The organism is Vibrio sp. FE10 (assembly GCF_030297155.1).
GTDB classification, from domain to species: domain Bacteria; phylum Pseudomonadota; class Gammaproteobacteria; order Enterobacterales; family Vibrionaceae; genus Vibrio; species Vibrio apostichopi.
Window position 1 is genome coordinate 3,717,231 of record NZ_AP028067.1, and the last position, 25,389, is coordinate 3,742,619.

Consider the following 25,389-nt stretch of genomic DNA (forward strand, 5'->3'; position numbering starts at 1 on the left):
TCATAAAATCAGTTACTTAAAAGATAACTCATCATTAATATTGATATTTCTTATAATGCCGTGAAATTATTTCCTGGTTCTTCCTATCCTTTTTAGTAAGCAAGTTAACAATTCATTAACCTGCGATATAAAAATACTATTAAGTCCTAGAGGGAATGACTATGAAAAATTCTAATCTTGCTGTTACAGCTGCAATCACAAGTGTACTAGCGTTCGGCGGTGCAGTTCTTACATCAGCACCTGCGGAAGCAGCAGCAAAAGAAAAATGCTACGGCGTGGCAAAAGCTGGCCAAAATGATTGTGCAACTAAAACAAGTTCATGTGCGGGTACAGCAAAAGAAGACAACCAATCCGATGCATTCGTGGTCGTTCCTAAAGGACTGTGTGGCAAATTATCAGGTGGTGACACTCAATCATCATAATTGAGCTGCTTAGTATGGTGAGCTGATATTCAGCTCACCTCCACTTCCGATTAGGAGAATCGTTGTGACTCAAACTCTTCACCCCAACGCAGGGGTTGGCCTTAGAACACCGCACTTAGACTTCTTTAGCCAAAATCCAGCTCTCGTGAGTTGGTTAGAGGTTCACAGCGAGAACTACTTTTTAACTCAATCACCGCAACGTCAACAACTCCGAGAAATTCGTAACGCCCACAACATCAGTTGCCACGGTGTGGGTTTGTCTCTCGGTTCGGTTGAGCGCATCAACCCAAATCACTTACTGCAGTTGAAAGAACTCATCGATGACATCGAGCCGTTCTTGGTTTCTGACCATCTCAGCTGGAGTCAGACCGGAGGTCATTACTTCAATGACTTGTTACCACTGCCTTACACAGAAGAAGCGTTAGAAGTCTTCTGTCGCAATGTCATCGAGGTTCAAGACAGCCTGCAACGCCCTATGTTGATTGAGAACCCATCGAGTTACCTAGCATTCAAGCATTCAACCATCCCAGAATGGGAATTTTTGGCCGAGGTACAAAAGCGCACTGAGTGCCGACTATTACTCGATTTCAATAATATTTTCGTCTCATCTTTTAATCATGGCTTTAGCTGTGAAGAGTACTTAAGCGGAATACCTGCAAACAAAGTGGAAGAGATTCACTTGGCAGGTTTTACCAAAAAGAAACTCGAACAAGGTGAGATCTGGATAGACACCCACAGTAAACCTGTCTGTGACGAAGTATGGAAACTATATACTGACTGGATTGCACAACATGGTTTGCGCCATACCTTGATTGAGTGGGATCTAGATATCCCAGAACCACAGGTCTTATTGGCTGAAGCAACCAAAGCCAGTGATATCTTGTATCAACACGACAAGTTCAACCAAAGGAGTCGCGCATCATGAGCCACTCCCTAGCAGATGTTCAATCAGAGTTTGCTAACGCCCTACGCTACCAAAATAATGGTCAGCATTGCGACATAGTGAGCGACCATTTTACTGATGAGCAACGAATCCAGATTTACCGTAATAACTTTGTGATCAGCTTGAGCGAAGTACTGGCAGCAACCTACCCACTTACTGAAATGCTGGTTGGTGAAGAGTGCTTCCAACAAATGGCTCGCCAACATGTCTTAAGTTATCCATCAACCTCTGGTGATGTCAGCGGTTATGGGGAACACTTTGAACAGACTATCCAAACCTTTCCTGCCGTTATTGAGGCTGCTCCTTATCTCGCTGAAGTGGCTTTGTATGAATGGAAAAAAGATAGCTTGGTGAGATGTATTTCAGAATCACATGTCGACCAACGCCCTCTCTCTTGTTTAGCGGATGTGCCACAAGAACAGCAAGGCGCTTTGGTCTTCCATCTCAAAGATTCAATAACGCTAGTCAATTCTAGCTATACGATGATCGCGCTTGAGCAAGCTATCTATCAGCAACAACTCGACGGGTTAGACATCAACCAACCTGAATTTGGGGTGTTAATCCGAGCCGAGAATTCACAGATTGAGAGCCATCGTTTGACAGAAGAATGCCACCAACTATTAACTGAATTGCAATCGGGTCAAGCGCTCGCTGAGATTGACCCTTCACTATTACAACATCTGAATGCTGTCATGGCGCTTAACGTCATCTCAGGTTTTTCAATCGATGCCGAATTGGAGACATAATATGGATAACAACACAGTCACGAACATGATGGCTCAATACGACAATTTGATTGAGAAATCACAGGCACTTTTTGTTCCTGTCTTACTTCTGTTTTGCCGCCTATGGGTGGCGTGGGTCTTCTTTAACTCTGGGCTCACCAAGATAGCAACTTGGGATAGCACTCTTTACTTGTTTGAATTGGAATACCAAGTGCCACTGTTACCTTGGGAGTTAGCAGCCTACATGGGGACTGCCGCTGAATTGATTCTACCGGTGTTCTTAGCGCTTGGTTTATTAACACGACCTATGGCCGCAGTTCTATTCGTTTTCAATATCATGGCCGTCGTGTCATACCCTGTATTGTGGGCGCAAGGCTTTTACGATCATCAGCTTTGGGGATTAATGATTCTTATCGTCGTTGTATGGGGCGCTGGACCATTTTCACTGGATAGAATCTTGAAGAAGCAATTTAGCAACTAGTCCTCATCGCAAATCCAAAACGCAAAAAACCACTCAATTGAGTGGTTTCTTTTTATCTAGAATAAACTACTTGTTTAAAAAAGCTTGTAGCTCTTCAGCAGAGATACCTTGCTCAGCTAGCTCTTTTGCTAGTAGCTGAACTTGTTCACCTTTACGAGATTCAACCACGCGTTGAAATTGGTAAATGATATCTCGCAAAGTGTCGATTGGAACTTGTTTTGCCGCACTGCGAATACGCTCTTCACTTTGGTTTCCTAGCTCTTTAAGCAATTTACCAAACATGACCTTTTCAGGTGCATCTTCCATTTGTTCTAAGATGCGCGCCATTTCGTAGGTTGTTAATGACATTACAGTATTTTCCGTTGGGGACTAACGTTTCAATGAGTGACAAATATAGCATGTTTTAAGGTTTCGAAAACCGCCATTTGTATATTTTGTCACCCTTGAGATTTACGCCTTGGCAAACGTCGTGTGCCACGACTTACCTGCTTTACTCGCAAGCACTAACAATGCTGGAACAATCAGGAACATTTGCAGAGCTATCATCACTTGAGACGTTAAATCAAGACGTTGCATGGTACCAACCAGTAACCCTGAGCCACTCATTTGGAACAAGCCAAGTAGTGCAGCAGCGGTACCCGCACGGTCACCGAAAGGTTCTAGAGCTTTACCTGCAGCAGCACCTAGAATCCAAGCGAAACCAACTGAAGATAAGAAGATCGGTAACATAAACGCAATCGCGCTTGCATGCTCAGCAAGCACCAGCATAACCACGCCCGCTAAGCCAAGCGTTGAAATACCAACAACCAATGCTTTGTAAGTACCAAAACGGTCCATGAACTTCGGTGCAGTGAATGCAGCCGTGATGTTGATAACCGCGTTAATACCAAACCAGAAGGTAAACTCGTTCATCGTCAAACCTAGGTTTTCCATCAACACAACAGGTGCTGAGGTAACGTAAGCAAGGATTACTGCCATCGCCATCAAGCACAATGTCGCATGGAAGATGAATGATGGTGTTTTCAGTACCGACCAGTAACGCTCAAGTTTGAACACCGCGACCTTTTCTGTCGCTGGATTGGACTCTTTCATTTGGAAAAACAAAATGGTTCCAACCACGACAGCGAACACAGCCATAAAGCTGAAGTTCGAGCGCCAGCCAAACTGTTGAGTCAACCAAGCACCAAGAATCGGTGCTAGTGCAGGAATAAAGCAAATTGCACCATTGAGGTAACTGATCATACGGCCACTTTTCTCAGGGCCAAATAGATCGCGAACCGTCGCAAAGGCTGCCACAGAAGTCGCACAAGCTCCTAAGCCTTGTAGCAGCCGAGCTATTAGCATCATATCAATCGATTGAGCTGCCCACGCCAAGCAAGCACTCAATGCATAGATACTAACACCTCCCAATGCAACGGTTCGACGTCCTAACTTATCAGCCAAAGGGCCTGCAAATAATTGCCCGACACCCATGGCGAATAAAAACCAAGTAATCGTATCTTGTGCTAATGCGTGTTCCACGTGAAACGCTGTTGAAATTTGTGGCAGAGCTGGAAGATAAATATCTATAGCCAGAGGGCTAAATAGAACCAGCATTGCCAATAAAGCAACCTGCAGTTTACTAGGGGTTGGAAGCGCGTTAGAAGGCACAAGATTCTCCGAATGAGTTAATTTCGGTGCATAATAACCAACTAAAGATATGAACAAAAATGGCATATACTCATTAGCATTATTCCAAATAGGAAACTCACATGAATATCGAGAAACTATCACGCCTCGACCTCAATCTATTGGTTTGCTTGCAGGTGCTGATGGAAGAGCTGAGTGTCACTCGCACCGCACACCGATTATGCTTGAGCCAATCGGCTGTGAGTAAGTCGCTAGCCAAGCTTCGTGAGCAATTTAATGATCCCCTTTTTACGCGAAGTGCTCATGGCCTACGACCAACACCTAAGGCTGTATTTCTCAAGCCTCGATTAGAAACGCTGATCAATCAACTTGATGTGCTTACCCAACCAGAGACATTCATTCCCAACAACAGCGACCATAGTTTTCACATTGCTGCAGTTGAAAGTGTTTACCCGCTGATTCTTCCCCACTTCTTACCAGCAATATTTCGACAAGCGCCTAAGGTCAATATCAACACCCATGCGTGGACCGAACAAACCTTTAAGAAGCTGCAGCTTGGTGAGTTAGATATCGGACTCACCGGTAAAGACATCGACATCAACGATGCGCGCTTAACCATGCTACCGCCAGATGACATCTGCGAACAAGAGATCTACCGCGATGCACAGATGTGTGTACTAAGACGCAACCACCCTGCTCTGAGCGGTAAATGGGATCTGGAAACCTACCTTGCGCAGCGTCATGTACAAGTAAGGTGTGATGGTAACGACCGCTGGCTGCTCGACTACAAACTGGCTGATCTTGGTCATCAGCGAGATATCGCTATTTCTGTTCCAGACTTCAATAGCGCCGCAAGCCTATGTACCTACACCGACTTTGTGTTTACCGCACCAAGTCATTTTACTTACCTCGTCGCCAAGCAACTCGACTTAGTGGTTGTGCCTTTACCGATGGAATTCCCACCGATGGCATACACTCTGTTTTGGCACCGTGACAGAGAAAATGACCCAGCGTTAACTTGGCTGCGAGATATCATCAAAGAAAAAACTCTGCACCTTAGATAAAAATGGCGTACAGCGTTTGCAGCAAACGAACAAAAGCGCTAGCTTATTGACCTAATAAGTCCCCTCGCATATATATCGACTGTGAGTGTTAACAAGGACCCTAACAATAAGGATAAACACAGATGCACAATATCACTGCTGAACGCGTCGCTGCGGTTCGAGCTTGGCTTGAAACAAACAACCTAGATGCCGTTATCATTCCACATGAAGACGAATATCTAGGTGAATACGTTCCAGCTCATAACGAGCGACTTCACTGGTTAACAGGTTTCACTGGCTCTGCAGGTGCCGCTGTTATCACTCGTGAAACTGCTGCTATTTTTGTTGATGGTCGCTACACCGTTCAGGTTCGTAAGCAAGTACCAGCAGAGTTATTTGAGTATCGCCACCTTATTGAAGAACCGGCTTTAGATTGGATCATCAATTCATTGCCACAAGGCAGTAAGGTTGCATTCGACCCACGCATGCACACCGCAGCTTGGTTGAAAGGCGCACAAGCAAAACTAGCAGAGAAAGTTGAGCTAACGACACTCTCTTCTAATCCAATTGATGAGCTTTGGTCTGATCGCCCTGAGCCTGTCGTGTCTGATGTTCGCCTAATGGCAACAGACGCCGTTGGTCAATCAAGCGAGAGCAAACGCGCTGAGATTGCTGGCTTACTAAAAGCAAAAGGTGCGGACGCCGCTATCCTTACCGAGCTAGACTCAATCTGTTGGTTGCTTAACATTCGTGGCTTGGACGTATCTCGCCTACCTGTTGTGTTATCCAACGCGATCATCCACGCCGATGAAAGCGTCGACTTCTTCCTAGACCCGGCTCGTATCCCTGCTGGCTTTGAAGCGCACGTTGGTAATGGTATTCGTGTTTCTCACCCATCAGAGCTTGAAGCGCGCCTTCAGTCTCTAGAGGGTAACAATGTGTCTGTCGATTCAGGTACAAGCAATGCTTGGTACACGCTTGTTCTACAAAACGCTGGCGCTCACATCATTGAAGCAGCAGACCCATGTCTCATGCCAAAAGCTGCTAAAAACGCAACTGAGATTGCAGGTATGAAAGCGTGTCACATTCGTGATGGCGTTGCTATGGCGAAGTTTTTGTCTTGGATTGATGCCGAAGTCGCGCAAGGTAACCTGCACAACGAAGCGGTCTTGGCTGACAAAGTACAGTCATTCCGCGAGCAAGACCCAACGCTGATGGACCTAAGTTTTGACACGATTTCAGCAGCAGGCGGAAACGCAGCTATGTGTCACTACAACCATGAGAATCAACCTGAACCCGGTCAACTAGAACTGAATACTCTGTACCTAGTCGATTCAGGTGGCCAGTATCTAGATGGTACAACCGACATCACTCGTACTATCGCGATTGGCCAACCAAGCGACGAAATGATTCAGCAGTTCACGTTAGCGCTTAAAGGTCACATCGGCATCGCACGAGCTCGTTTCCCACAAGGCACTCGTGGTTTCCAACTGGATATCCTAGCGCGTCAGCACCTTTGGGCAGAAGGCTTCGATTACGACCACGGTACTGGCCACGGTGTTGGTCATTTCCTAAGTGTTCATGAAGGACCGCAAAGCATCTCTAAGAAGCTAATCGACGTACCTCTTGTTGAAGGTATGGTGTTATCAAACGAGCCGGGTTACTACCGTGCTGATGAATTTGGTATCCGTATCGAGAACCTAGAACTGGTTGTTGAACTTCCAACTCAAGGTGATTTCTCAGTACTAACGTTCGAATCGCTAACACGTTGTCCTATCGATAAGCGCAACATCAATGTTGATTTACTAACACGACCTGAACTGGCGTGGCTGAACGACTACCATCAGAAAGTATGGAACGATGTTAGCCCATTAGTTGAAGGTGATACGCTGGAATGGCTACGCCAATCAACGGCGCCATTAGCTCACGCATAATGCTTCGTTAAGCTATTAACTGAACCAAAACGAGCCTGCTAGGTTAATAAGTTAAATAGCAAATAGCAAAACGGCTACCCAAAGGTAGCCGTTTTTATTTGCCTGTATCATTAAGATGTTTCACGTGGAACATAAACCAAACATTGATTAACCAGAATAGGCACTGTGCCAATCACGCCATACTGGGTCGAACCCTCGCTGTCGGATCATCGACTCAACATCGGCTGCACTTCTCTCATCGCTAATCTCAAACTGCTCGAGTTCTTCTTCACCGGAAGCATAACCACCAGGCTGGGTTTTAGAAGCGGCAGACATACTCGTGATCCCTAATGGCAGCACGTTGTCACGGAAGGTTGCCGACTCACGAGTAGATAGAGACAACTCGACCTCAGGATTCAAGAGTCGATATGCGCAGATAAGCTGAACCAACTGTTTATCGTTCATAACCGACTTAGGCTGTAAGCCTCCACTAGACTCCCCACCTTCACACGGGCGAAGACGTGGGAATGAAATCGAGTAACGTGTCTGCCAATAAGTACGCTCTAGGTAATCTAAATGAGCAGCAACAAAGAAGCAGTCGGTTCGCCAATCTTCCAAGCCAATCAAAGCACCTATACCTATCTTATCGATCCCCGCCTTTGCTAGGCGATCGGGGGTTTCAAGACGATACTCAAAATCCATTTTATTGCCACGTAGATGATGCTCAGCGTAGGTCCTTGGTTGATAGGTCTCTTGATAAACCATCACCGCATCTAAACCGAGAGTTTTAAGTTCGGCGTAATCTTGTTGATCAAGTGGCTGCACTTCCATCGCAAGGTAGTTGAATTGCTTTTTGATATTCGGCAGCACCTGTCGAAAGTAATTCATCCCGACCTTAGTTTCATGTTCACCGGTGACCAACAAAACGCTATCAAACTTCATCTTTTTGATCGCCGCACTTTCGGCATCGATTTCATCCAAAGTAAGCGTGCGGCGCTTGATACGGTTTTCCATTGAAAAACCACAATACGTGCACGCGTTAGCGCACAGGTTAGATAGATACAAAGGAATATAAAGCGACATCGTATTGCCAAACCGCTTGCGAGTTAGTGCCAACGATTGTTGTGCCATCTGCTCTAAGTAAGGTTCTGCCGCTGGAGAGATCAGCGCCTTAAAGTCTTCTAAGTCGCGTTTGGGTTTACTCAGAGCGCGCTCAACATCCGCTGCCGTTTTACTGAAGATAGACATACCAATGTCATCCCAGTTGAGCTGTTTAAATCGATCAACAAACGTCATAACAATACTACTCGTCTAGGAATGAAGTTAGCGGGCTCGAAGCAACCGCGTGAGATACTTTTCCTGCAAGTCCAGCAAGGTAAGCCATTCGACCCGCTTCAACTGCCAGCTTAAAGGCAATCGCCATATCAACGGGTTGTTGGGAAGCCGCAATCGCCGTATTCACTAACACAGCGTCTGCGCCCATTTCCATTGCACGAGCAGCATGAGATGGCGCACCAATGCCCGCATCAACAATCACAGGGACATTCGCTTGGTCGATAATGATCTCTAAGAAGTCTGCAGACGCAATACCCTTATTTGAACCAATCGGCGCACCCAACGGCATAACTGCAGCACAACCCACCTCTTCCAAGCGCTTACACAAAACCGGGTCGGCGTGGCAATAAGGCAACACAACAAAGCCATCTTTGACCAGTTGCTCAGCAGCTTTAAGCGTTTCAATTGGGTCCGGCATCAAGTACTTTGGATCTGGGTGGATTTCTAGTTTAAGCCAGTTTGTACCCAGTGCTTCACGAGCCAAATGCGCAGCAAAGATGGCGTCTTTTGCGTTCTTCGCACCAGAGGTATTCGGCAGTAAGTTCACGCCAGCATCCATGATCGGTTGTAGGATATCGTCTTGCTCAGAGCGAATATCGACTCTCTTCAGCGCCATGGTTGCCAATTGCGAACCTGAAGCCTCGATAGCACTCGCCATCAAATGCTTGTTAGCGAACTTGCCAGTTCCAGTAAAGAGTCGAGATTGAAACGTTTTATCAGCGATAGTTAACATGGTTAGCCTCCTGCAATGGCTTGGAAAAGAGATATAGCGTCGCCTTCATTAACGACCGTTTGTTGCCACTGGCTACGCGGGACAACCGCATTGTTGATTGCAAATACACAACCTAGATCAGGTAGTGATAGAGCTTGGATAATGTCCGCTAGAGACGAAGAGTGCGCTACCTGTTCTGGTTGTTCGTTTATCGAGATGGTTATATGGCTCATTGGATTTCTTCTTCTAAATGCTTAACTACCGACGCAGTGCACACGGGACATTCACTATCTTGAGTAACCATAAGGTTTTGCCAATTCATCGTTTGGCCATCAAACAGTTTGAGTTGATGTGTTGCGACCTGAAACTCACCACGAGTTAGACGTTGAATAGCAGCAAGAGCTTGGAGGTTACCTATGGTGCCAACAACTGGGCCTATGATGCCGCTATCGCTACAACGAGTCGTTTGTGGATGATGACTGAACGGGAACAAACAGTGATAGCACCCTTTCTGATTCTGATAATCAAATACAATAAACTGGCCTTTCCAGCCGATTGCAGAACCCGAAATCAAAGGGGTCTTCGTGCTGAAACATGCTTGGTTAACCTGCTGGCGTGACTCGAAGTTGTCAGTACAATCCAACACTAAGTCAGCTAGCATCACTTCAAGTTCAAGCTGACTTTCACTCATTCGTTGATTGATAGTTCTTACTTGGCTGCGACCATTGAGTTCACTCAATTGTTGCTTGAGAGCTTCAACCTTAGGAAAACCTAACTGACTTTCCCTGAACGCGACCTGTCGTTGCAGGTTCGATGAATCTACACAATCATCATCGACCAGCACGATCTTTCCAACACCAGAAGCTGCGAGGTAAAGAGCCGCAGCATTACCTAAGCCACCACAACCAATCAGCAGCACATGACTATTTAGTAGGTTACGTTGCCCTTGTTCACCCACTTCAGGTAACGCAATTTGTCGTTGATAACGAATAAATTCAAAGTCACTCAGCATAGCTAGGCTCCTGCATAACCTCTTCTTTGATAATTGGAGATTTAGGGGTCATCAGTTTTTCGAAAAATTCGATCACTTTCTGTGGGTCTTCCGCCAATGTAATCGCGCGTACCACCGCTAAGCTCGATACACCACAATCCCAAACCTGCGCAGCTGTCGATTGGTCAATACCGCCAATAGCAACCGTCGGATAACCGGTGAGTTGTTCTGTGTATGGGATAGTATCAATCAGCTGTTGATACAGAGATAAGCGAACTAAACCCTGAGGCTTCGATGGCATCTGTTTAGTTGTTGTTGGGAAGATGTGCCCCAGCGCAATATAGCTTGGGTTGATTTGAACAATGCGCAGCAACTCGTAATAGCCATGAGTCGAGAGACCGATCTTTATACCCGCTTGGCTCAACTGTGAGAGGTTTGATTCTTCAATATCCTCTTGCCCTAAATGAACACCAAAAGCACCATACTTGAGTGCAAGTTGCCAATAATCATTGATAAAAACCTGAGCGTTATGCTCTCGACCAAGCTCGATTGATCGTTCGATTTGTTGTTCTAAGTCCGCTTGCTGCGGGTTTTTAATACGTAGCTGAACAGTGTTGATGCCAAGCTTGAGCAACCTTTCGATCCACTCAACATCATCAACCACTGGGTATAGCCCTAGGCTATTCTTACTCAACTCAGGGAACGAAAGTGATGTTCCTTGATGCGCCCAACCAACACTAATATCCAGTCGCTCATCTTCCAGAACTGGAATTGGAAAGTTTTGGTAATGTGCTGGCCATGTTCCACGTGAAACATTCGATGCTGCGCGAGCTAAAACCAGTGCGTCTTCTAATGGGAATTCCAGCGCCAACAAAGTAAGTAACCAAGCAAAGTGGCCGCGATTATCCAACTCCCGATGAGCTGTAGTTTCACTCTTGATAGCACGATTAGCATCTAGGTGTGACCAGATATCCAGTACAACTGAATCATCTGAGACACCGATATAGATGATATTCGGAGTTTGTATAAAGGCGTCACAAACGTCAGTTAGCGCGACTGAATTACTGTAATCAACAACATGGTTCAATTCCGCTAGCTGACTCTCCGCCAATGAATCAACATCATGGGCAAAGCCAATAGATAACGCCTGCTGAGCATCAACGATAGAGAAGTATTGAGTTGAACTTACGCCCAACTCAACTGCATCGGTTGCTAAGCCTTGTCGCTTAGCAACCAATAGACAGTTCTGCACCTCTCCCGTTAACTCAATATTTTGAGATGGGATGAGTATCTTCACTGTCATTATTCCTCTAGTTGAGCTTCTTTTGCACCTACTGCTGGGTGGTAAAGTTCAGAGCCAGTATCACGAAACTCTTGTGATTTCTGACGCATCCCTTCCAACGGGTTATCCAACATCTTAATCTCGATAGCCTGATCAGCCGCCACTTGTTCAGTGTCTTTCGCATACTCTCGAACTTCTTGAGAAATCTTCATCGAGCAAAACTTAGGACCACACATAGAGCAGAAGTGAGCAACCTTGCCCGACTCTTGTGGTAAAGTTTCATCATGGAAAGAACGCGCGGTTTCCGGATCTAAAGCTAGATTAAATTGGTCTTCCCAACGGAATTCAAAACGTGCTTTAGACAATGCATTATCTCGGATTTGTGCGCCCGGGTGCCCTTTCGCAAGGTCAGCAGCGTGTGCAGCGAGCTTGTAAGTAATCAGTCCAGTCTTCACATCTTCTTTGTTTGGTAAGCCTAGGTGCTCTTTAGGGGTGACATAACAGAGCATCGCACAACCGTACCAACCAATCATGGCTGCACCAATACCTGAGGTAATATGATCGTAACCAGGGGCAATATCTGTCGTCAGTGGGCCTAAAGTATAGAAAGGAGCTTCATGGCAGTGTTCTAACTGCTCGTCCATGTTCTCTTTGATTAAGTGCATTGGCACATGTCCAGGGCCTTCAATGATCACCTGAACGTCGTATTCCCAAGCGACTTTAGTCAACTCACCTAGAGTACGTAACTCTGAGAACTGAGCCTCATCATTGGCATCTGCAATAGAACCCGGACGCAGGCCGTCACCCAATGATAGAGCAACATCGTACTTCGCACAGATCTCACAGATCTCGCGGAAGTGGGTATAAAGGAAGCTCTCTTGGTGATGAGCAAGGCACCATTTCGCTATAATAGAACCGCCACGGGAAACAATGCCGGTCACACGTTTAGCCGTCATCGGAACATAGCGAAGCAACAAACCAGCATGGATAGTGAAGTAGTCAACACCCTGCTCTGCTTGTTCAATCAAGGTATCGCGCATCACTTCCCAGTTAAGGTCTTCGGCTACACCATTCACTTTTTCAAGCGCTTGATACATAGGAACCGTGCCAATTGGTACTGGGCTGTTACGCAGGATCCATTCACGAGTCTCGTGGATATTACGGCCAGTAGAAAGGTCCATTACGGTATCGCCGCCCCAGCGGGTTGACCATACTAGCTTCTCAACTTCCTCTTCAATCGAAGAGCTTACTGAAGAGTTACCGATATTAGCGTTGACCTTCACTAAGAAGTTTCGGCCAATAATCATCGGTTCTGATTCTGGGTGATTGATGTTTGAAGGGATAATAGCTCGACCTTCAGCAACCTCTTTACGTACGAACTCAGGGGTAATTTCTTTCGGTAGGTTCGCGCCAAAGTTATGGCCAGGGTGTTGATGGTTAAGCTGCTCATCAGCGAACTTCTGACGTCCCATATTCTCACGTATGGCAATGTACTCCATCTCAGGCGTGATAATGCCCTGACGAGCATAATGCAATTGGGTAACACATTGGTTATCTGTAGCACGGCGAATTCTAGGTAGGTTGCCGTAGCGAAGGTCGTCTAGGGTTTCATCTTCTAAACGTTCTTTGGTGTAAACAGAGCTTACATCGTCTAACAGTTCCGTATCACCACGCTCTTCAATCCATTGCTCTCGCAACTTAGGAAGACCGCTATACAGGTCTATTTCGTGTGTAGGATCTGTGTAAACACCGGAGGTATCGTAAACTTGAATGGGTGCATTAGGTTCGAATACAGGCTCTTTTTTGCTGCCACCAACTAGGCTATCAGCGAGTGATATTTCTCGTACAGGGACTTGAATGTCCTCTCGAGATCCTTGGATGTAAGCCTTTTTCGAATTTGGGTAAGGTTGTACGGATAAAGAATCAATAAAATTCTTCGCTTCCAGTCTTGCTTGTTTACGACTCGACATAGCATTTTTCCTTGGCTTTTAGCCATTATCTATAGGGATAAAAATGCTTGACGGATTAGATGCTACAAGAGGGATCACGGTAAGAAATACAGTTGTGATCTGGAGATAGATCTCTAGAAGGATTCTAGTTAGATATCTACTCTTGTTCCCTTCGCAGGTATTAGCCTGATCAGGTTCAACGGATCCCGAGTTAACGGTCTCAGCCATATGGCACTCCGACAAGTTCGATCGAGTATATAAAAACGGCTTGGATAAACCAAGCCGAGTTGTTAACAAATCGTAAGAAAGTTTTAAGACTTTATCAAAAATTGGAAGCCGATCCATGCTGCTGAGATGCTGAGAACCACGTTGAGTAACACATTGAGTCCCATCTTAAAGAAAGCGCCCTGCTGCATAAGAAGCACATTATCCATCGAAAATGTAGAAAATGTAGTCAGTGCTCCAAGGAAACCAAGACCGATAATCTGTCTCCATGGTTCTGTCGCCACCATCTCATTCTCAAATGCAGCGATGAGCAAACCCATAATTAAAGAGCCAATTACGTTAACGGTTAGCGTACCGTAAGGAAAACCACGTCCTAGCATCACTACACATAACTCTGAAATCAAATAGCGCGAACAAGCACCAAATGCACCACCAATGGCAATAAAACCTAAAATAGATAACTGACCCATGAATCCTCCCAAACAATAATCCCTATATTCTAGCTTTAACGCCGATAAAAGCGAGGGTAGAAACTAAGAATGCATGCGTAAATATTAAACGTTACAGGTGTCACTTAACTTCAATATATCCCATCAATCCTGTTTTCATGTGCTCAATTACATGACAGTGGTACATCCAGCGTCCTGGGTTATCTGCAACAAATGCAGCTTTAGCTCGGCCATTTTTTCCAAGTAACACTGTATCGGTATGGAAAGGCTCTTCAATTTTTTTACCATCAAGTTCCAATACCGTAAATGTATGACCATGAATATGAATCGGGTGATGATATTGAGTGACGTTCTTAAGATCGAATATGTAAGTCTTACCCAACTCTAAAGTCGCCAACGGTTCAGGAATATTGTCTTTGCTCATCCCCTCCCATGCTCTTTTATTAGTAAGCCAAAACTTAGGCATCGATTTTCCATCTTTGGATACTGGAGAAACAGCGCCTTCCCACTCGAACACAAAATCGATCTCTTCAGCGTTAGCAAGATCTAGGTTAGGTACTGGATTCAATGGTAATACTGGTAATGCTCGATCTTGAGTAAATTCTGAACCTACGACTTCAAATTCACACAAAGAAAATGGGAAACGCCCCTTCATTTGGAGAACGTTAACTCGCTCACCAGCTTTAGGAGCGATCAGTCCGATATCTACACGCATCCCTGGACCAATTTTATGTTGAGTAAGTATATATGGCGTCTTTACAGGATTACCATCAATGGCAATGACCCATGCCTCAGCCCCTTCGATAGCAATAGGGTAAGTGATCGTATTATCGACATTCGCGATACGCAATCTAGTCGTTGCATACTGTTTCAAGTGGTATACAGGTTCATGAACTCCATTCACACTACTCCACTCACCAGGAGTGCCCATACGCGCACTGAGTCGGGGAATCATTAAGTCTTTCCATTGACCCTTTTGATCGATATGCCAATGCTTCAGCATCAATGCATGTTCTTCGTCAAACTGCACTGGAGTACTTTCTTCTACGATAATTAGCCCAACCAAACCCATACCAAGTTGTTTAACGCTATTCATATGTGGGTGATACCAAAATGTGCCAGCATCTGGCGGCGTAAACTCATAAATGAATGTTTCACCTGGCATGATCGGTGGCTGACTTAAGAAGGGAACTCCATCCATTTCGATAGGAATTCTTAAACCATGCCAATGGATAGTCGTCGGTTCTGATAACTTATTCGTAAAACGAATTGTGACCTTTTCATCCTGTCGACATCGAATCGTCGGAGCCGGAATCTGACCATTAAAGGCTAAAACATTGGTGTCAAATCCCGCGACTAACTCAGCCATTGAAGGTTCAGCAGTTAAGTCATAAACATACTTTCCTTGTTCATCAACAGACCGCTTCATTGAACAAGCAGGTAGGACTGTTAGTGCAGATATAGCGAGGGATGATTGAATAAACTTACGACGGGAAATATCCATATTTGTTGCCTTTTAGTAATAACGACCAAAATGTAACAAAATATTGAGAATAATTCTCATAAAGAAGTGGGGATTGTGCTGTTGATTGTTTATAAAAGAGGCTGGGATAAGTGAGTACTTACCTTTTTAAGGTCAAATATCATCCAAAGTAACAAATAATCGTTGAAATATCCCAAATATAGAAAGCCCAAAGACCTCCCTCTTCGACTAGCTATTCAGATATTAAGGAAGCGTTATAGTTCTAATATCAGCATATCCAAATTAGAAGAATTAAGTGAAACCATTAATAAGTAGAAGCGAGTAAAAAGGCTCCAACATTTCTACCAGGATGCGTAGTCTGGAGCCTTAAATTTGGCAAGGTGGGATGAGACGGCACTCAGAATACTCGATCGGACTGGTGTAAAAAGTAACAGGTATAAAAAAAGCCCCAGCATTTCTGCTAAGGCTTCAAATATGGCAGGAGTAGAGGTTTAGACTCCCAACACGCGCTGTTTTGGTAAGTCGGGAAATCCGCAGCTCTGCTAATAGCTATATTAGATTCAGAAAGTAAAAAGGCTCTAGCATTTCTGCTAGAGCCTTAAATATGGTAGGAGTAGAGGTTTAGACTCCCAACATGCGCTGTTTTGGTAAGTCGGGGAATCCGCGGCTCTGCTAATGGTGTATATATAAGATTCATAAAGCAAAAAGGCTCTAGCATTTCTGCTAGAGCCTTAAATATGGCAGGGGTGGAGAGATTCGAACTCCCAACACGCGCTGTTTTGGTAAGTCGGGGAATCCGCTGCTCTGCTAATGTTGTATTATAAGATTCATAAAGCAAAAAGGCTCTAGCATTTCTGCTAGAGCCTTAAATATGGCAGGGGTGGAGAGATTCGAACTCCCAACACGCGGATTTGGAATCCGCTGCTCTGCCAATTGGAGCTACACCCCTAAAACTTTATCTTACTTCAGATTCGAAAAAACCTCGCACTAGGCGAGGTTATCGAATAAGTGGCGGAGTGGACGGGACTCGAACCCGCGACCCCCGGCGTGACAGGCCGGTATTCTAACCAACTGAACTACCACTCCGCAGTGGTCAACTCACTAAGTGAGCGTCCATATCTCCAGGTCGGTCAACCTAAAGATTTAATTTAAAGCCTGGCGATGTCCTACTCTCACATGGGGAAGCCCCACACTACCATCGGCGCTATTGTGTTTCACTTCTGAGTTCGGCATGGAATCAGGTGGGTCCACAATGCTATGGTCGCCAAGCAAATTTTAAAATTCGGAAAGCTAATCTAAAAGTATTTCTCTTCAAACGCATTCAAGGTCTGGTACATCTGAGTCCACAAAACCCCTTGGGTGTTGTATGGTTAAGCCTCACGGGCAATTAGTACAGGTTAGCTCAATGCCTCGCAGCACTTACACACCCTGCCTATCAACGTCGTAGTCTACGACAACCCTTTAGGACACTTATAGTGCCAGGGAAAACTCATCTCAAGGCTCGCTTCCCGCTTAGATGCTTTCAGCGGTTATCGATTCCGAACTTAGCTACCGGGCAATGCCATTGGCATGACAACCCGAACACCAGAGGTTCGTCCACTCCGGTCCTCTCGTACTAGGAGCAGCCCCTTTCAATTTTCCAACGCCCACGGCAGATAGGGACCGAACTGTCTCACGACGTTCTAAACCCAGCTCGCGTACCACTTTAAATGGCGAACAGCCATACCCTTGGGACCGACTTCAGCCCCAGGATGTGATGAGCCGACATCGAGGTGCCAAACACCGCCGTCGATATGAACTCTTGGGCGGTATCAGCCTGTTATCCCCGGAGTACCTTTTATCCGTTGAGCGATGGCCCTTCCATTCAGAACCACCGGATCACTATGACCTGCTTTCGCACCTGCTCGAATTGTCATTCTCGCAGTCAAGCGGGCTTATGCCATTGCACTAACCACACGATGTCCAACCGTGTTTAGCCCACCTTCGTGCTCCTCCGTTACTCTTTGGGAGGAGACCGCCCCAGTCAAACTACCCACCAGGCACTGTCCGTAATCCCGATTCAGGGACCAACGTTAGAACATCAAAACTACAAGGGTGGTATTTCAAGGACGACTCCACCACATCTAGCGACGCGGTTTCATAGTCTCCCACCTATCCTACACATGTAGGTTCAATGTTCAGTGCCAAGCTGTAGTAAAGGTTCACGGGGTCTTTCCGTCTAGCCGCGGGTACACTGCATCTTCACAGCGATTTCAATTTCACTGAGTCTCGGGTGGAGACAGCGTGGCCATCATTACGCCATTCGTGCAGGTCGGAACTTACCCGACAAGGAATTTCGCTACCTTAGGACCGTTATAGTTACGGCCGCCGTTTACCGGGGCTTCGATCAAGAGCTTCGACCGAAGTCTAACCCCATCAATTAACCTTCCGGCACCGGGCAGGCGTCACACCGTATACGTCATCTTACGATTTTGCACAGTGCTGTGTTTTTAATAAACAGTTGCAGCCACCTGGTATCTGCGACTCTCGTCTGCTCCATCCGCAAGGGACTTCACTGATAAGAGCGTACCTTCTCCCGAAGTTACGGTACCATTTTGCCTAGTTCCTTCACCCGAGTTCTCTCAAGCGCCTTGGTATTCTCTACCCGACCACCTGTGTCGGTTTGGGGTACGATTCCTTACAATCTGAAGCTTAGAGGCTTTTCCTGGAAGCATGGCATCAATGACTTCACTACCGTAGTAGCTCGACATCGTATCTCAGCGTTAAGAAAGTCCGGATTTACCTAAACTTTCCGCCTACGTACTTGAACCTGGACAACCGTCGCCAGGCCCACCTAGCCTTCTCCGTCCCCCCATCGCAATTGTAAGAAGTACGGGAATATTAACCCGTTTCCCATCGACTACGCCTTTCGGCCTCGCCTTAGGAGTCGACTTACCCTGCCCCGATTAACGTTGGACAGGAACCCTTGGTCTTCCGGCGAGGGAGTTTTTCACTCCCTTTATCGTTACTCATGTCAGCATTCGCACTTCTGATACCTCCAGCAGCCCTTACAGACCACCTTCAACGGCTTACAGAACGCTCCCCTACCCCACATACCCTAAGGTACGTAGCCGCAGCTTCGGTGTATAGCTTAGCCCCGTTACATCTTCCGCGCAGGCCGACTCGACCAGTGAGCTATTACGCTTTCTTTAAATGATGGCTGCTTCTAAGCCAACATCCTGGCTGTCTGAGCCTTCCCACATCGTTTCCCACTTAGCTATACTTTGGGACCTTAGCTGGCGGTCTGGGTTGTTTCCCTCTCCACGACGGACGTTAGCACCCGCCGTGTGTCTCCCGGATAGTACTTACTGGTATTCGGAGTTTGCAAAGGGTTGGTAAGTCGGGATGACCCCCTAGCCTTAACAGTGCTCTACCCCCAGTAGTATTCGTCCGAGGCGCTACCTAAATAGCTTTCGGGGAGAACCAGCTATCTCCAGGTTTGATTGGCCTTTCACCCCTAGCCACAAGTCATCCGCTAATTTTTCAACATTAGTCGGTTCGGTCCTCCAGTTGATGTTACTCAACCTTCAACCTGCCCATGGCTAGATCACCTGGTTTCGGGTCTAATCCTAGCAACTGTACGCCCAGTTAAGACTCGGTTTCCCTACGGCTCCCCTAAACGGTTAACCTTGCTACTAAAATTAAGTCGCTGACCCATTATACAAAAGGTACGCAGTCACACCACGAAGGTGCTCCTACTGCTTGTACGTACACGGTTTCAGGTTCTATTTCACTCCCCTCACAGGGGTTCTTTTCGCCTTTCCCTCACGGTACTGGTTCACTATCGGTCAGTCAGTAGTATTTAGCCTTGGAGGATGGTCCCCCCATATTCAGACAGGATATCACGTGTCCCGCCCTACTCGATTTCACTGATTATGATGTGTCGGTTACGGGGCTATCACCCTTTGTTGCGCCACTTTCCAGAGGCTTCACCTGCATCATTAAAAGCTTAAGGGCTAATCCAATTTCGCTCGCCGCTACTTTCGGAATCTCGGTTGATTTCTCTTCCTCGGGGTACTTAGATGTTTCAGTTCCCCCGGTTTGCCTCCTGTTGCTATGTATTCACAACAGGATACGTGCTTATGCACGTGGGTTTCCCCATTCAGAAATCCCAGACTCAAAAGGTTATTACTACCTAATCTGGGCTTATCGCAAGTTATTACGTCTTTCATCGCCTCTGACTGCCAAGGCATCCACCGTGTACGCTTAGTCACTTAACCATACAACCCGAAAGGGTCTTAGTGTATGGCAACTAACCAAGGTTTTTGGTTGTCATTAAGAAGGGTTAATTCTCAATGACTGTTTGCCGGACTCAATTGTGAATCAAACTAAGTTTGATTCGAATACAAGACACTTGAATGTGTTTGTTGTGTTTATCTAATGAAAGATAAACATTGAGAACTTTTAAATTTGATTTTAATTACTCGTAAGTAATCAAATCAGTCAGCTTTCCAAATTGTTAAAGAGCATGAGACTTTAAGAACCAATGTTCTAAAATTCACATTTTCTAAAGACTCTCAGGGTCAAACACACCAACCAACGACAAAAGAAGTGGTTTGGATATGATAATAACCAAGAATATTTAGAGAATGGTGGGCGATACCGGGCTCGAACCAGTGACCCCCTGCTTGTAAGGCAGGTGCTCTCCCAACTGAGCTAATCGCCCACGATAGTTTCTTTTGTCTTCACTTTTAATAAAAGTGAAAATAAAAGCCATCCTTTACGCGGAGAAAGAATGGTGGGTCGTGCAGGATTCGAACCTGCGACCAATTGATTAAAAGTCAACTGCTCTACCAACTGAGCTAACGACCCAATGGTATCCCGTAGGGGAGTCGAACCCCTGTTACCGCCGTGAAAGGGCGGTGTCCTAGGCCTCTAGACGAACGGGACACTGGATATTGAAGAACTTGGGAGTTCTTCGTCTCTTTACTTTTCTAAACCTAATCAATCTGTGTGGACACTCATCGTGGTATCTTCGTATAAGGAGGTGATCCAGCCCCAGGTTCCCCTAGGGCTACCTTGTTACGACTTCACCCCAGTCATGAACCACAAAGTGGTGAGCGTCCTCCCCGAAAGGTTAAACTACCCACTTCTTTTGCAGCCCACTCCCATGGTGTGACGGGCGGTGTGTACAAGGCCCGGGAACGTATTCACCGTGACATTCTGATTCACGATTACTAGCGATTCCGACTTCATGGAGTCGAGTTGCAGACTCCAATCCGGACTACGACGCACTTTTTGGGATTCGCTCACTATCGCTAGCTTGCTGCCCTCTGTATGCGCCATTGTAGCACGTGTGTAGCCCTACTCGTAAGGGCCATGATGACTTGACGTCGTCCCCACCTTCCTCCGGTTTATCACCGGCAGTCTCCCTGGAGTTCCCGACATTACTCGCTGGCAAACAAGGATAAGGGTTGCGCTCGTTGCGGGACTTAACCCAACATTTCACAACACGAGCTGACGACAGCCATGCAGCACCTGTCTCAGAGCTCCCGAAGGCACACCTGCGTCTCCGCTGGCTTCTCTGGATGTCAAGAGTAGGTAAGGTTCTTCGCGTTGCATCGAATTAAACCACATGCTCCACCGCTTGTGCGGGCCCCCGTCAATTCATTTGAGTTTTAATCTTGCGACCGTACTCCCCAGGCGGTCTACTTAACGCGTTAGCTCCGAAAGCCACGGCTCAAGGCCACAACCTCCAAGTAGACATCGTTTACGGCGTGGACTACCAGGGTATCTAATCCTGTTTGCTCCCCACGCTTTCGCATCTGAGTGTCAGTGTCTGTCCAGGGGGCCGCCTTCGCCACTGGTATTCCTTCAGATCTCTACGCATTTCACCGCTACACCTGAAATTCTACCCCCCTCTACAGCACTCTAGTTCACCAGTTTCAAATGCAGTTCCGAGGTTGAGCCCCGGGCTTTCACATCTGACTTAATGAACCACCTGCATGCGCTTTACGCCCAGTAATTCCGATTAACGCTCGCACCCTCCGTATTACCGCGGCTGCTGGCACGGAGTTAGCCGGTGCTTCTTCTGTTGCTAACGTCAAGATGCGCAGCTATTAACTACACACCCTTCCTCACAACTGAAAGTACTTTACAACCCGAAGGCCTTCTTCATACACGCGGCATGGCTGCATCAGGCTTTCGCCCATTGTGCAATATTCCCCACTGCTGCCTCCCGTAGGAGTCTGGACCGTGTCTCAGTTCCAGTGTGGCTGATCATCCTCTCAGACCAGCTAGGGATCGTCGCCTTGGTGAGCCATTACCTCACCAACTAGCTAATCCCACCTAGGCATATCTTGACGCGAGAGGTCCGAAGATCCCCCTCTTTGGCCCGTAGGCATTATGCGGTATTAGCCATCGTTTCCAATGGTTATCCCCCACATCAAGGCAATTTCCTAGGCATTACTCACCCGTCCGCCGCTCGACGCCCAACAAATCCTCCGAAGATTCAATGTTGTCGTTTCCGCTCGACTTGCATGTGTTAGGCCTGCCGCCAGCGTTCAATCTGAGCCATGATCAAACTCTTCAATTTAAGATTTTGTGACTCAACGAATACTGACTTCAAAACTAATATTCATTCGAAAATGAACATGTAATTCTAAAGCTATTACCATTCCAACAGAATGGTAATGAATTGACTGTGCCGATTAACTACAAGTAGTTAAACGTATTGGTCACTCAGTTCATTGAAATCAATTTTGATTCCGAAGAATCTGTTTTATCTAACGATAAAACGTTTTGATATTCATCAACGAGTGCCCACACAGATTGATAGGTTTAAATTGTTAAAGAGCTTTTCCTTTTTGAGCTTCGCTCAAATCGGACGGCCATTTTAGCGATTTAAGTTTTAGTGTCAACCACTATTTTCAAAACTTTTTTCAAGCGCTTAGCTTGGCTAATTTGACCTGCTGATTCGTTTTGGTTTCTTACGAAGCCTTCCCGTTTCAACGAGGTCGCATTATAGAGATTTCGATCACACTGGCAAGCCCTTTTTGAAGTTTTTCTTACTTTTTTGATTGTTCGAGCGTTTTTTGTTCAAAACACCCCATTTCCACTAGTATTCCCCTTAATTAAGGGCTTAAGGTGCCTATATAAAGGAGGATTTATGAGTTCAATACGCAGTTATAAAGGAATATCCCCTCAGATTGGGCAAGGTGTCTATATAGATACAAGTTCTGTACTGGTTGGGGATATCAAAATCGGTGACGACTCTAGTGTGTGGCCTTTGGTTGCAGCTCGAGGAGATGTGAATCACATTCATATTGGAGAGAGAACGAATATCCAAGACGGCAGCGTTTTACACGTCACCCATAAGAATGCTGAAAACCCTGACGGTTATGCTCTACTAATAGGTAATGATGTCACTATCGGTCATAAAGTAATGCTGCATGGCTGCACCATTGAAGATCGTGTACTTGTTGGCATGGGAGCTATCGTGCTCGATGGCGTGGTTATTAAAGAAGATGTGATGATTGGTGCTGGTAGCTTGGTGCCACCGAATAAGGTACTCGAAAGCGGTTATCTCTATGTAGGAAGCCCAGTAAAACAAGCACGCCTATTAAATGATAAAGAGCGTGCCTTTTTACAGAAGTCAGCTGACAACTATGTTCAGAATAAAAACGACTATCTAGACTCTGTGTTGCCAGTCTAAAGCGCTTTGATCTGGATCCGATTAGAGGAGTCATACTCCTCTTCTTCTATTAACTCTTCCGCTAGCTCTTCAATATCGAAACGTAACTCTGAAAAGATAACTAAAGCTTGATCGCCTTCTTCTATATCTTTGCCTGCCAATCGAGACAACTCTTCAATAGACATAACACACTCAATCAGTGCGCCCGACTGCTGTGCTGGGAAGGTGATTGATTGATTCTCTTCATCCCAATCTTGGATATCAGGAAATAGAATTGATTGATTCATTTTTATAAATACCTTGTTACATCTCTAGATTTTTGCGTAATTCTCTTAAAATCTGTTTTGTTCCTGGGCGAAGACCACGCCACAGCATAAAGCTCTCAGCAGCCTGCCCTACCAACATACCCAAACCATCATAAGCAGCGTAAACACCGTAATCTAATGCCCATTGATTAAATACTGTGGTTCCAGATCCGTAAACCATGTCATAAACGGAACTATTCGAATTGAAGATAACCTCAGAAATTTCAGGGAGCTGACCACTTAAACCAGACGAGGTCGAATTAATGATGACATCAAACCCTTCATTAACATCGCTTAACCCCATTCCTTTTATGTTTCCATGTGAAGAAAACATCTCAGCCAAAAGTTGAGCCTTTGAACTGGTTCGATTAGCGACTACCAACTGCTGTGGCTTTTGGTCGAGTAGAGGTTGAATCACTCCTCGAGCAGCACCACCAGCACCAAGCAGAAGAACGCGAGCCCCTTCTAGGACTACTTGATGTTGAAGAAGATCTTGAACTAAACCTTCACCATCGGTGTTATCACCAATAATATCTCCATCATCGAGCTTCTTCAGTGTGTTTACAGCACCTGCTAGTTCAGCTCTTTCAGTCAGGCGATTAGCGAACTGATAAGCATCTTCTTTAAATGGCGCTGTGACATTACACCCTCTACCACCTTCACTAAAAAACGCTTGGGCAGCAGTGATGAATTCACCTTGTTCTGGCTGAAGTGCTGTATAGGTAAGTTGTTGGCTGGTTTGGCGAGCAAATAATGTATGAATGAATGGCGATTTGCTTTGCCCAATAGGATTACCGAAAACGGCATAACGATCTACTTGCTGTGTCATATCCTTACCTAACAGAAATAATAAAAAGGGTCATCTATGTAGATGACCCTATCACTATCCCTATAAGGAAGGAAGAACTACCAAACTCGAGGTTTGAGGTAGTCACTATAAAGCAGAGCTTCTGGTGAGCCCGCTTGCGGTTCATAGCGATATTCCCAACGAGCCAACGGCGGCATCGACATCAATATAGACTCTGTGCGCCCACCGCTTTGCAGACCAAATAAGGTACCACGGTCGTAAACTAGGTTGAATTCAACATAGCGGCCACGACGATAAAGTTGGAAGTCACGCTCGCGCTCACCGTAAGACGTATCTTTTCGTCGTTCTACAATTGGTAGATAGGCGGCTGCAAAGCCTTCACCGACAGCCTGCATATAAGCAAAGCTCTTATAGAAACCCCACTCATTCAGATCATCAAAGAACAGACCACCAACACCACGTGTTTCGTCTCGGTGAGGCAAATAGAAGTACTTGTCACACCATTCCTTGTGTTCTTGATAAACGTCATCACCAAATGGTGCACACAGGTCTTTAGCGGTTTGATGCCAAGATTGGCAATCTTCATCGAAAGGATAGAATGGAGTTAAATCAAAACCACCACCGAACCACCAGATAGGGTCTTCCCCTTCCTTTTCAGCAATAAAGAAGCGTACGTTGGCGTGTGAGGTTGGGATATAAGGGTTTTTAGGGTGGATAACTAACGACACACCCATCGCTTCAAACTTTCGTCCGGCTAACTCAGGACGGTGAGCGGTTGCAGAGGCAGGCATCGCTTTACCAGCGACGTGAGAGAAGTTAACTCCACCCTGTTCAAATAAAGCACCATTGGTCATCACGCGAGTACGACCACCGCCACCTAGACGATCGCCAGGTTCTCGCTCCCATGCATCTTCTTCAAACAACGCTACACCATCAGCCTGCTCAAGCTGCTGGCAAATCGAATCTTGTAGGCTCAGTAAAAACTGCTTTACTGCTTCTTTATCAATTGCTGACATCTTACT

The 25,389-nt window shown here is 46.0% G+C and carries 20 protein-coding genes, 5 tRNA genes, 3 rRNA genes and 1 riboswitch; of the genes, 7 read left to right on the top strand and 21 right to left on the bottom strand.

What is annotated here, in order from left to right; all coding sequences use genetic code 11:
- The first annotated feature begins 161 nt into the window (after positions 1 to 161).
- The 4 genes from QUF19_RS16700 to QUF19_RS16715 all read left to right on the top strand — a co-directional run bounded on the left by QUF19_RS16700 (position 162) and on the right by QUF19_RS16715 (position 2,571).
- Positions 162 to 422, top strand: coding sequence for a BufA1 family periplasmic bufferin-type metallophore (locus tag QUF19_RS16700; RefSeq protein WP_016783738.1), 261 nt, complete (start codon positions 162 to 164; stop codon positions 420 to 422).
- A gap of 64 nt (positions 423 to 486) precedes the next feature.
- The gene (gene bufB, locus QUF19_RS16705; protein ID WP_286295121.1) at positions 487 to 1,347 is read left to right on the top strand and encodes an MNIO family bufferin maturase; all 861 of its coding nucleotides are present in this window, start codon (positions 487 to 489) and stop codon (positions 1,345 to 1,347) included.
- Positions 1,344 to 2,111 (top strand): HvfC/BufC N-terminal domain-containing protein, encoded by a 768-nt coding sequence (locus QUF19_RS16710; protein ID WP_102435282.1) that lies wholly within the window; start codon positions 1,344 to 1,346, stop codon positions 2,109 to 2,111. The genes bufB and QUF19_RS16710 overlap by 4 nt, the downstream gene beginning before the upstream one ends.
- Position 2,112: 1 nt before the next feature.
- Entirely contained in the window at positions 2,113 to 2,571 is a 459-nt protein-coding gene (locus QUF19_RS16715; RefSeq protein ID WP_123961438.1) for a DoxX family protein, read from the top strand.
- A 66-nt stretch (positions 2,572 to 2,637) separates the two neighbouring features.
- Here the strand turns inward: QUF19_RS16715 and tsrA are convergent, their stop codons facing one another.
- Together tsrA and QUF19_RS16725 are read right to left on the bottom strand one after the other, a co-directional pair.
- Positions 2,638 to 2,919 (bottom strand): H-NS-like global regulator TsrA, encoded by a 282-nt coding sequence (gene tsrA, locus QUF19_RS16720; RefSeq protein WP_004736654.1) that lies wholly within the window; start codon positions 2,917 to 2,919, stop codon positions 2,638 to 2,640.
- 102 nt (positions 2,920 to 3,021) lie between these two features.
- Positions 3,022 to 4,221 (bottom strand): multidrug effflux MFS transporter, encoded by a 1,200-nt coding sequence (locus QUF19_RS16725; protein ID WP_029222012.1) that lies wholly within the window; start codon positions 4,219 to 4,221, stop codon positions 3,022 to 3,024.
- A gap of 101 nt (positions 4,222 to 4,322) precedes the next feature.
- Between QUF19_RS16725 and QUF19_RS16730 the strand changes: the two genes are divergently transcribed.
- Together QUF19_RS16730 and QUF19_RS16735 are read left to right on the top strand one after the other, a co-directional pair.
- On the top strand, positions 4,323 to 5,264 hold the full coding sequence (locus tag QUF19_RS16730) for a LysR family transcriptional regulator (protein ID WP_012605070.1): 942 nt from the start codon (positions 4,323 to 4,325) through the stop codon (positions 5,262 to 5,264).
- Positions 5,265 to 5,386: 122 nt separating this feature from the next.
- Positions 5,387 to 7,177: an aminopeptidase P family protein gene (locus tag QUF19_RS16735; RefSeq protein ID WP_286295142.1), complete on the top strand. Its 1,791-nt coding sequence runs from the start codon at positions 5,387 to 5,389 to the stop codon at positions 7,175 to 7,177.
- Positions 7,178 to 7,324: 147 nt separating this feature from the next.
- On the opposite strand, the gene thiH is transcribed toward QUF19_RS16735, so the two are convergent.
- The 16 genes from thiH to QUF19_RS16815 form a co-directional block, all read right to left on the bottom strand.
- Positions 7,325 to 8,452, bottom strand: a complete 1,128-nt coding sequence (gene thiH / locus QUF19_RS16740; RefSeq protein ID WP_016789614.1) for a 2-iminoacetate synthase ThiH — start codon at positions 8,450 to 8,452, stop codon at positions 7,325 to 7,327.
- Between the two features lie 7 nt (positions 8,453 to 8,459).
- Entirely contained in the window at positions 8,460 to 9,224 is a 765-nt protein-coding gene (locus tag QUF19_RS16745) for a thiazole synthase (RefSeq protein WP_151408544.1), read from the bottom strand.
- Positions 9,225 to 9,226: 2 nt separating this feature from the next.
- Positions 9,227 to 9,436, bottom strand: a complete 210-nt coding sequence (thiS, locus tag QUF19_RS16750) for a sulfur carrier protein ThiS (protein ID WP_286295143.1) — start codon at positions 9,434 to 9,436, stop codon at positions 9,227 to 9,229.
- Positions 9,433 to 10,215, bottom strand: a complete 783-nt coding sequence (locus QUF19_RS16755; RefSeq protein ID WP_286295144.1) for a HesA/MoeB/ThiF family protein — start codon at positions 10,213 to 10,215, stop codon at positions 9,433 to 9,435. The genes thiS and QUF19_RS16755 overlap by 4 nt, the downstream gene beginning before the upstream one ends.
- Positions 10,205 to 11,497, bottom strand: coding sequence for a thiamine phosphate synthase (locus QUF19_RS16760; RefSeq protein ID WP_286295145.1), 1,293 nt, complete (start codon positions 11,495 to 11,497; stop codon positions 10,205 to 10,207). Before QUF19_RS16760 ends, QUF19_RS16755 begins: the two co-directional genes overlap by 11 nt.
- Positions 11,497 to 13,446, bottom strand: coding sequence for a phosphomethylpyrimidine synthase ThiC (thiC, locus tag QUF19_RS16765; protein ID WP_102435275.1), 1,950 nt, complete (start codon positions 13,444 to 13,446; stop codon positions 11,497 to 11,499). The genes QUF19_RS16760 and thiC overlap by 1 nt, the downstream gene beginning before the upstream one ends.
- A 129-nt stretch (positions 13,447 to 13,575) precedes the next feature.
- Positions 13,576 to 13,674: riboswitch (TPP riboswitch) on the bottom strand.
- A gap of 62 nt (positions 13,675 to 13,736) precedes the next feature.
- Positions 13,737 to 14,120, bottom strand: a complete 384-nt coding sequence (crcB, locus tag QUF19_RS16770) for a fluoride efflux transporter CrcB (RefSeq protein ID WP_286295146.1) — start codon at positions 14,118 to 14,120, stop codon at positions 13,737 to 13,739.
- A 100-nt stretch (positions 14,121 to 14,220) separates the two neighbouring features.
- The gene (locus tag QUF19_RS16775; RefSeq protein ID WP_286295147.1) at positions 14,221 to 15,603 is read right to left on the bottom strand and encodes a multicopper oxidase family protein; all 1,383 of its coding nucleotides are present in this window, start codon (positions 15,601 to 15,603) and stop codon (positions 14,221 to 14,223) included.
- 851 nt (positions 15,604 to 16,454) lie between these two features.
- Positions 16,455 to 16,531 (bottom strand) — tRNA-Trp (locus QUF19_RS16780).
- A gap of 60 nt (positions 16,532 to 16,591) precedes the next feature.
- Positions 16,592 to 16,668: transfer RNA gene (locus tag QUF19_RS16785), tRNA-Asp, on the bottom strand.
- A 67-nt stretch (positions 16,669 to 16,735) separates the two neighbouring features.
- Positions 16,736 to 16,851 (bottom strand): 5S ribosomal RNA (rrf, locus tag QUF19_RS16790).
- 97 nt (positions 16,852 to 16,948) lie between these two features.
- A 23S ribosomal RNA gene (locus QUF19_RS16795) occupies positions 16,949 to 19,841 on the bottom strand.
- 370 nt (positions 19,842 to 20,211) lie between these two features.
- Positions 20,212 to 20,287 (bottom strand) — tRNA-Val (locus QUF19_RS16800).
- A 70-nt stretch (positions 20,288 to 20,357) separates the two neighbouring features.
- Positions 20,358 to 20,433, bottom strand: a tRNA-Lys gene (locus QUF19_RS16805).
- A 2-nt stretch (positions 20,434 to 20,435) separates the two neighbouring features.
- Positions 20,436 to 20,511, bottom strand: a tRNA-Glu gene (locus QUF19_RS16810).
- Between the two features lie 90 nt (positions 20,512 to 20,601).
- A 16S ribosomal RNA gene (locus tag QUF19_RS16815) occupies positions 20,602 to 22,156 on the bottom strand.
- The 16S, 23S and 5S rRNA genes sit together here with 5 tRNA genes alongside, the layout of an rRNA operon.
- 573 nt (positions 22,157 to 22,729) lie before the next feature.
- On the opposite strand from QUF19_RS16815, the gene QUF19_RS16820 reads away from it, so the two are divergent.
- Complete coding sequence (locus tag QUF19_RS16820) at positions 22,730 to 23,275, top strand: gamma carbonic anhydrase family protein (RefSeq protein WP_286295148.1); 546 nt, start codon at positions 22,730 to 22,732, stop codon at positions 23,273 to 23,275.
- On the opposite strand, the gene QUF19_RS16825 is transcribed toward QUF19_RS16820, so the two are convergent.
- From QUF19_RS16825 to hemF, 3 genes are all read right to left on the bottom strand, one after another.
- Positions 23,272 to 23,541 (bottom strand): DUF1488 family protein, encoded by a 270-nt coding sequence (locus tag QUF19_RS16825; RefSeq protein WP_086050333.1) that lies wholly within the window; start codon positions 23,539 to 23,541, stop codon positions 23,272 to 23,274. The genes QUF19_RS16820 and QUF19_RS16825 overlap by 4 nt on opposite strands.
- Positions 23,542 to 23,557: 16 nt before the next feature.
- Positions 23,558 to 24,388, bottom strand: a complete 831-nt coding sequence (gene aroE, locus QUF19_RS16830; protein WP_286295150.1) for a shikimate dehydrogenase — start codon at positions 24,386 to 24,388, stop codon at positions 23,558 to 23,560.
- A gap of 77 nt (positions 24,389 to 24,465) precedes the next feature.
- Complete coding sequence (gene hemF, locus QUF19_RS16835; protein WP_286295151.1) at positions 24,466 to 25,383, bottom strand: oxygen-dependent coproporphyrinogen oxidase; 918 nt, start codon at positions 25,381 to 25,383, stop codon at positions 24,466 to 24,468.
- Between the last annotated feature and the right edge of the window lie 6 nt (positions 25,384 to 25,389).

Excerpts from the sequence above, each read along its gene's own strand:
- QUF19_RS16755 (WP_286295144.1), bottom strand. The coding sequence starts at position 10,215 with ATGCTGAGTGACTTTGAATTTATTCGTTATCAACGACAAATTGCGTTA.
- crcB (WP_286295146.1), bottom strand. The coding sequence starts at position 14,120 with ATGGGTCAGTTATCTATTTTAGGTTTTATTGCCATTGGTGGTGCATTT.
- aroE (WP_286295150.1), bottom strand. The coding sequence starts at position 24,388 with ATGACACAGCAAGTAGATCGTTATGCCGTTTTCGGTAATCCTATTGGG.
- thiC (WP_102435275.1), bottom strand. The coding sequence starts at position 13,446 with ATGTCGAGTCGTAAACAAGCAAGACTGGAAGCGAAGAATTTTATTGAT.
- QUF19_RS16715 (WP_123961438.1), top strand. The coding sequence starts at position 2,113 with ATGGATAACAACACAGTCACGAACATGATGGCTCAATACGACAATTTG.
- QUF19_RS16820 (WP_286295148.1), top strand. The coding sequence starts at position 22,730 with ATGAGTTCAATACGCAGTTATAAAGGAATATCCCCTCAGATTGGGCAA.
- QUF19_RS16745 (WP_151408544.1), bottom strand. The coding sequence starts at position 9,224 with ATGTTAACTATCGCTGATAAAACGTTTCAATCTCGACTCTTTACTGGA.
- QUF19_RS16775 (WP_286295147.1), bottom strand. The coding sequence starts at position 15,603 with ATGGATATTTCCCGTCGTAAGTTTATTCAATCATCCCTCGCTATATCT.
- QUF19_RS16735 (WP_286295142.1), top strand. The coding sequence starts at position 5,387 with ATGCACAATATCACTGCTGAACGCGTCGCTGCGGTTCGAGCTTGGCTT.
- QUF19_RS16730 (WP_012605070.1), top strand. The coding sequence starts at position 4,323 with ATGAATATCGAGAAACTATCACGCCTCGACCTCAATCTATTGGTTTGC.
- QUF19_RS16760 (WP_286295145.1), bottom strand. The coding sequence starts at position 11,497 with ATGACAGTGAAGATACTCATCCCATCTCAAAATATTGAGTTAACGGGA.
- thiH (WP_016789614.1), bottom strand. The coding sequence starts at position 8,452 with ATGACGTTTGTTGATCGATTTAAACAGCTCAACTGGGATGACATTGGT.
- thiS (WP_286295143.1), bottom strand. The coding sequence starts at position 9,436 with ATGAGCCATATAACCATCTCGATAAACGAACAACCAGAACAGGTAGCG.
- tsrA (WP_004736654.1), bottom strand. The coding sequence starts at position 2,919 with ATGTCATTAACAACCTACGAAATGGCGCGCATCTTAGAACAAATGGAA.
- QUF19_RS16710 (WP_102435282.1), top strand. The coding sequence starts at position 1,344 with ATGAGCCACTCCCTAGCAGATGTTCAATCAGAGTTTGCTAACGCCCTA.
- QUF19_RS16825 (WP_086050333.1), bottom strand. The coding sequence starts at position 23,541 with ATGAATCAATCAATTCTATTTCCTGATATCCAAGATTGGGATGAAGAG.
- QUF19_RS16700 (WP_016783738.1), top strand. The coding sequence starts at position 162 with ATGAAAAATTCTAATCTTGCTGTTACAGCTGCAATCACAAGTGTACTA.
- hemF (WP_286295151.1), bottom strand. The coding sequence starts at position 25,383 with ATGTCAGCAATTGATAAAGAAGCAGTAAAGCAGTTTTTACTGAGCCTA.